Here is a 6,759-nt window from a genome sequence, read left to right as displayed (position 1 = left end):
TACAAGGAGTTTTCAGCAGCTCTGCGCTGGAAGTGGGGCGCATTATAGGGCGCCCCAGGCACAAGTCAAACACTTTATTAGCGCACTATTAAAAAAATGCCTGAATTCCGGTCTGCGCCCGACCCAGGATCAGTGCATGCACGTCATGGGTACCTTCATAAGTATTCACGACCTCCAGGTTCACCAAGTGTCGTGCAATGCCGAACTCATCGCTGATGCCATTGCCACCCAGCATGTCGCGAGCCATGCGCGCGATGTCGAGTGCCTTGCCGCAGCTGTTGCGCTTCATGATCGAGGTGATCTCCACCGCAGCAGTACCTTCATCCTTCATGCGCCCAAGCCGCAGGCAGCCCTGCAGAGCCAGAGTGATTTCGGTCTGCATGTCGGCCAGCTTCTTCTGTATCAACTGGTTGGCCGCCAAGGGTCGGCCGAACTGCTGACGATCGAGGGTGTATTGCCGCGCGGCATGCCAGCAGAACTCGGCGGCCCCCAGGGCACCCCATGCAATGCCATAGCGCGCCGAGTTGAGACAGGTAAAAGGCCCTTTCAACCCACGCACCTCGGGGAAGGCGTTCTCCTCGGGACAGAAGACCTCATCCATGACGATCTGCCCGGTAATCGATGCACGCAGCCCCACCTTGCCATGGATGGCCGGCGCACTGAGGCCTGGCCAGCCCTTTTCCAACACGAAACCGCGGATCTGCCCTTCGTCATCCTTGGCCCAGACCACGAAGACGTCGGCAATCGGGCTGTTGGTGATCCACATCTTGCTGCCGGACAACCGGTAGCCACCTTCTACCTTTCTTGCACGGGTGACCATTGCACCCGGATCCGAACCGTGATCGGGCTCGGTCAAACCGAAACAGCCGACGAGCTGGCCGCTCGCCAGCCCGGGCAAATATTTCTGCCGTGTCGCCTCATTGCCAAACGCGTGGATGGGCAGCATTACCAGCGAGGACTGCACACTCATCATCGACCGATACCCGGAGTCGATCCGCTCGATCTCCCGAGCGATCAGGCCGTACGACACCTGGTTGAGGGCGCTGCCCCCGTACTCCACCGGCAGCGTGGCACCCAGCAGGCCCGCTTCGCCCATCTCGCGAAAGATCGCTGGATCGGTGTGCTCATGCCGGAACGCCTCAAGCACCCTGGGCGCAAGCTTGTCCGCGGCAAACCGCGCCGCGCTGTCACGCACCATGCGTTCCTCCTGCGTCAGCTGCTGCTCCAGCAGCAACGGGTCCTCCCAGTTGAATCTCGCCTGTGCCGCCATCAGCCTGCTCCCGTGCCTGATATCAAGATTGCTACATCCTAGGCAGCGCGCCTGCTACATACAATGCACCAGCCACACGCCCACTGTAGCCATGCCGATATTCCACTACATATCCCCCTCTTTCAGCTTTTATAAGGCCTGTCGATTGCCTGAGTCGTGCCTAACCGCCGCCGGAAGCCCGCAAGCCCTCGATACGGCCGAATTGCGAACTCAAAGGGGTTCCAGAGCAGCAAACTGCGATCTTCGGGAACCGGAAACAGTTGCAACCAAATGGTCACATAAGGACTTGTAGTCCGCTGACTGTTTTACTTCAAAAATCTTGCTGCCCCTTTCGTTCGCCTGCACAATGCCGCGCCACCCCGCCGTAACTACGACCTTCGGAGGGGGCCGACGCCATTACCCCCATGTGGCCGGGCGACAAGAACAATGATCAACAGGAGACAGGAAGTGCTAATCGGCATTCCCCTAGAAACCCACAGCGGGGAAACCCGTGTGGCTGCTACCCCGGAGACGGTCAAGAAGCTCGTCAGCCAGGGTCACCAGGTGACCGTTCAGGCTTCCGCCGGCAGCAACGCCTGCGTCCCGGACAGCGCATATGAGCAGGCCGGAGCGAAGATCGGCAGCGCCGCCGAGGCCTTTGCCGCCGATCTCGTCCTCAAGGTAGTCGCTCCAGACGAAACCGAGCTGGCGCTCATGAAGCCGGGCGCGGTGCTGATCGGCATGCTCAACCCCTTCGACAGTGACAGCATCGCCCGCATGGCGGCGCGTGGCATCATGGCTTTCGCGCTGGAGGCCGCGCCGCGTACCTCCCGTGCGCAAAGCCTGGACGTGCTCTCCTCCCAGGCCAACATTGCCGGATACAAGGCGGTAATGCTCGCCGCCAACCACTATCCGCGCTTCATGCCCATGCTGATGACCGCCGCCGGCACCGTGAAGGCGGCCCGCGTGCTGGTGCTCGGCGCGGGCGTGGCCGGTCTGCAGGCCATTGCCACTGCCAAGCGCCTGGGCGCGGTAATCGAAGCCTCCGACGTGCGCCCGGCCGTGAAGGAACAGATCGAATCCCTCGGCGCCAAGTTCGTCGACGTGCCGTTTGAAACCGACGAAGAGCGCGAGTGTGCGCAAGGCGTCGGCGGCTATGCCCGCCCCATGCCGCAATCCTGGATGGAGCGTCAGGCCAAGGCCGTGCACGAGCGCGCCAAGCAGGCTGATATCGTCATCACCACCGCGCTGATCCCCGGTCGCAAGGCCCCGGTACTGCTGCAGGAAGCAACCGTGGCGGAAATGAAACCCGGCTCGGTGATCATCGACCTGGCGGCTGCACAAGGCGGCAACTGTCCGCTGACCGAAGCCGATCGTGTAGTGGTCAAGCACGGTGTAACCATCGTTGGCCACACCAACCTGCCCGCGCAGGTGCCGGCGGACGCCTCGGCGCTGTACGCCCGTAACCTGCTCGACTTCCTCAAGCTGGTCATCGACAAGGACGGCCAGTTCCACCTCAACCTTGAAGACGACATCGTCGCCGCCTGCCTGATGTGCCGGGACGGTGAAGTCGTGCGCAAGAACGGCTAAGGGGCACGGACATGGATCTGATTTCCGACGGTATCTACAACCTGATCATCTTCGTGCTGGCCATCTATGTGGGCTACCACGTGGTCTGGAACGTTACCCCCGCCCTGCACACTCCGCTGATGGCCGTCACCAACGCCATCTCGGCGATCGTCATCGTTGGCGCCATGCTGGCCGCCGCGCTGACCGTCACCCCGCTGGGCAAGGCCATGGGCACCCTGGCCGTGGCCCTGGCTGCGGTCAACGTGTTCGGTGGCTTCCTGGTCACCCGCCGCATGCTGGAAATGTTCAAGAAGAAGGCCCCGAAGGCCCAGGTGGAGAAGTAATCAATGAGCATGAACCTGATCACCGTCCTCTACCTGATCGCCTCGGTGTGCTTCATACAGGCGCTCAAGGGGCTGTCCCATCCGACCACGTCGCGGCGCGGCAACCTGTTCGGCATGATCGGCATGGCCATTGCCGTCCTGACCACCATTGCCCTCATCTATAAGCTGGGCGCCGAACTGGCCACCCAAGGCATCGGTTACGTGATCGTCGGCCTGCTGATCGGTGGCACCGCCGGCACGATCATGGCCAAGCGCGTGGAAATGACCAAGATGCCCGAGCTGGTGGCCTTCATGCACAGCATGATCGGTCTGGCGGCGGTGTTCATCGCCATCGCCGCGGTGGCCGAACCGCAGTCGCTGGGCATCGTCGCCGCCATGGCCGACCCGATTCCGGCCGGTAACCGCCTGGAGCTGTTCCTTGGCGCCGCCATCGGGGCCATCACCTTCTCCGGCTCGGTCATCGCCTTCGGCAAGCTGTCCGGCAAGTACAAGTTCCGCCTGTTCCAGGGCGCGCCAGTAGTGTTCAAGGGCCAGCACCTGCTCAACCTGGCGGTGGGCCTGGTCATCGTCGGCCTGGGCCTGATGTACACCTTCACCGGGGACGTCACCGCGTTCGCCATCCTGGTGGTTCTGGCCTTCGTGATCGGCGTGCTGATCATCATCCCCATCGGCGGCGCCGACATGCCGGTGGTGGTATCGATGCTCAACAGTTATTCGGGCTGGGCGGCCGCCGGTATCGGCTTTTCGCTGAACAACTCGATGCTGATCATCGCCGGCTCGCTGGTGGGCTCCTCGGGCGCGATCCTCTCGTACATCATGTGCAAGGCGATGAACCGCTCGTTCTTCAACGTGATCCTCGGCGGCTTCGGCGCCGAAGCCGGCAGCGCCGCCGCCGGCGAGCAGGTGCAGCGCAACGTGAAGTCCGGCTCCAGCGATGATGCCGCCTTCCTGCTGACCAACGCCGACACCGTGGTGATCGTGCCCGGCTACGGCCTGGCTGTGGCTCGCGCCCAGCACGCACTGATGGAGCTGGCCGAGAAGCTGACCCACCGCGGCGTGAACGTGAAGTACGCCATCCACCCGGTGGCAGGCCGCATGCCCGGCCACATGAACGTGCTGCTCGCCGAGGCCGAAGTGCCCTACGAGCAGGTGTTCGAGATGGAAGACATCAACTCCGAGTTCGGCCAGACCGATGTGGTCCTGGTGCTGGGTGCCAACGACGTGGTCAACCCGGCGGCCAAGACCGATCCCAAGTCGCCGATCGCCGGCATGCCGATCCTCGAGGCCTACAAGGCCAAGACGGTGATCGTCAACAAGCGCTCCATGGCCAGCGGCTACGCCGGCCTGGACAACGAGCTGTTCTACATGGACAAGACCATGATGGTCTTCGGTGACGCCAAGAAAGTCATCGAGGACATGGTCAAAGCCGTCGACTGATCGGAATTGCCTGGAATAACAGCCACTTGCGCCTCAGGCGCGAGTGGCTGCGGGGCTGTTCCACCCTCCCGTGACCGACAAAGAACGACTGCACATCCTGACCTTGGTATTAGAGGCGTAGCAGAAGCGAATCCCTAGACTCGGGCTGCTGAGCCAACAAGAAAACCAAGGAGCCGCTGCATGTCCCAGTATGCCGATCGCATTCGCCTCAATTCCCTGTGCGAGAAAATCACCAGCGCCGAAGAAGCGGCCAAGCTGGTAAGCCACGGCCAAACCGTCGGAATGAGCGGTTTCACCCGCGCCGGCGAGGCGAAGAAGGTCCCCCTCGCCCTGGCGGCACGCGCCCGTCAAGAAGAGTTGAAGATCACTCTCATCACCGGCGCCAGCCTGGGCAATGACATGGACGGGCTGATGGCCGAGTCCGGTCTGCTGGCCCGCCGCATGCCGTTCCAGTCCGACGCCGGGCTGCGCAAGGCCATCAACAATGGCGAGGTGATGTTCATCGACCAGCACCTGTCCGACACCGCCGAACAGCTGCGCGCCGGCAGCCTGCCCAAGGTCGACGTGGCCATCATCGAGGCCTGCGCCATCACCGAGAACGGCGGTATCGTGCCGACGACCTCGGTGGGTAACTCCGCCAGCTTCGCCGAAGCCGATGTGGTGATCGTCGAGCTGAACCTTGCCCATCCGGCCGCCCTGGAAGGCCTGCACGACATCTACCTGCCGGCCAAGCGCCCGAACCGCGGCCCGGTGCCGCTGATCAACGGCCAGGACCGCATCGGCACCCCGTACATCCCGGTCGACCCGGCGCGTATCGCGGCCATCGTCGTCACCAACCAGGAAGACTCCTACTCCGCCGTCCTGCCCAGCGATGAGGATACCCAGGCCATCGCCGACCACCTGATCGCCTTCCTGGAAATGGAAGTCGAGCGCGGCAACCTGACCTCCAGCCTGCTGCCGCTGCAGGCCGGCGTGGGCACCATTGCCAACGCCGTGATGAGCGGCCTGCTGAAGTCCAACTTCAGCGGTCTGACCATGTATTCCGAAGTGCTGCAGGACTCCACCTTCGAGCTGTTCGATGCCGGCAAACTGGTCGCCGCTTCCGGCTGTTCCTTCACCCTGTCCGAGCGTATGTGCCATCACGTGATGGCCAACCTCGACAAGTACAAGGACAAGCTGGTGCTGCGCCCGCAGGAAATCTCCAACCATCCGGAGATCGTCCGCCGCATCGGCATCATCGCCATCAACACCGCGCTGGAGTTCGACATCTATGGCAACGTCAACTCCACTCACGTCAACGGCACCCACATGATGAACGGCCTGGGCGGCTCGGGCGACTTCACCCGCAACGCACACCTGGCCATCTTCGTGACCAAGTCGATCGCCAAGGGCGGCGCCATTTCCAGCGCCGTGCCGATGGTTCCCCACGTCGACCACAACGAACACGACGTGGACATCCTGGTTACCGAACAGGGCCTGGCCGACCTCCGTGGCCTGGCGCCGCGCGAGCGCGCCCAACTGATCATCGACAAGTGCGTGCATCCGGACTTCCGTCCGGCCATGCAGGACTACCTCGACCGCGCCTGCGCCACCGTAGGCGGCCAGACGCCGCACCTGCTCGAAGAAGCCTTCTCCTGGCACACCAACATGCGCAAGACCGGCCATATGCTGGGCAAGCGCTGATCGCCGATTCGCTGTAGCACCGCCGCAGACGGTGCTACAGCGTTGATGGCTTTACGCCACCCCTCTGATAGCCCTTGGGGGCAAAGCTCGTTACACTCCGAGCCTCCAAGAATCTGCCCACAACCCCCGAGGTACAACGCATGACTCCGATTCGTCTGTTCGGCGCCGCTGCTCTGCTGAGCCTGTCGACCATGGCCAGCGCCTCCAGCTTCATCGGTACCACCGACATGATCGGCAGTGCCCTGATCGGCACCACCGAATCCAGCACCGACATGTCGTCCGGCGACGACAAGATCGTCCTGGCCGCCCGCGAAGATGCTGCCAGCTTCGTGGCCAGCCGCGGCGACATCCGTGGTGCCCACCTGGAGTCCGCTCTGCAGGTGATTCGTGCCAAGGCACCCAGCCTGCAAGCCACCGACCTGGAGCTGGCCGAGGCCATCCTCGCCCGCTAAGCGGTACGACGCGCCGTCGACAGGC

Annotated in this window: 6 protein-coding genes; 5 read left to right on the top strand and 1 reads right to left on the bottom strand. The window is 63.0% G+C overall.

The window, feature by feature from the left end:
* Positions 1 to 88: 88 nt before the first annotated feature.
* Positions 89 to 1,270 (bottom strand): acyl-CoA dehydrogenase, encoded by a 1,182-nt coding sequence (locus AS93_RS0113645; protein ID WP_027591133.1) that lies wholly within the window; start codon positions 1,268 to 1,270, stop codon positions 89 to 91.
* Positions 1,271 to 1,717: 447 nt separating this feature from the next.
* On the opposite strand from AS93_RS0113645, the gene AS93_RS0113640 reads away from it, so the two are divergent.
* From AS93_RS0113640 to AS93_RS0113620, 5 genes are all read left to right on the top strand, one after another.
* Positions 1,718 to 2,839: a Re/Si-specific NAD(P)(+) transhydrogenase subunit alpha gene (locus AS93_RS0113640; RefSeq protein WP_027591132.1), complete on the top strand. Its 1,122-nt coding sequence runs from the start codon at positions 1,718 to 1,720 to the stop codon at positions 2,837 to 2,839.
* An 11-nt stretch (positions 2,840 to 2,850) separates the two neighbouring features.
* Positions 2,851 to 3,162 (top strand): NAD(P) transhydrogenase subunit alpha, encoded by a 312-nt coding sequence (locus AS93_RS0113635; RefSeq protein ID WP_027591131.1) that lies wholly within the window; start codon positions 2,851 to 2,853, stop codon positions 3,160 to 3,162.
* Between the two features lie 3 nt (positions 3,163 to 3,165).
* Positions 3,166 to 4,599, top strand: a complete 1,434-nt coding sequence (locus AS93_RS0113630) for an NAD(P)(+) transhydrogenase (Re/Si-specific) subunit beta (RefSeq protein ID WP_027591130.1) — start codon at positions 3,166 to 3,168, stop codon at positions 4,597 to 4,599.
* Between the two features lie 180 nt (positions 4,600 to 4,779).
* Complete coding sequence (locus AS93_RS0113625; protein ID WP_027591129.1) at positions 4,780 to 6,282, top strand: acetyl-CoA hydrolase/transferase family protein; 1,503 nt, start codon at positions 4,780 to 4,782, stop codon at positions 6,280 to 6,282.
* A 140-nt stretch (positions 6,283 to 6,422) separates the two neighbouring features.
* On the top strand, positions 6,423 to 6,734 hold the full coding sequence (locus AS93_RS0113620; protein ID WP_027591128.1) for a DUF2388 domain-containing protein: 312 nt from the start codon (positions 6,423 to 6,425) through the stop codon (positions 6,732 to 6,734).
* The last annotated feature ends 25 nt before the right edge of the window (positions 6,735 to 6,759 follow it).

The organism is Pseudomonas sp. RL, assembly GCF_000647775.1.
Taxonomy (GTDB): Bacteria; Pseudomonadota; Gammaproteobacteria; order Pseudomonadales; family Pseudomonadaceae; genus Serpens; species Serpens flexibilis.
Note: the sequence above shows the minus strand (reverse complement) of the source record. Positions and strands in the feature narration are given on the sequence as shown.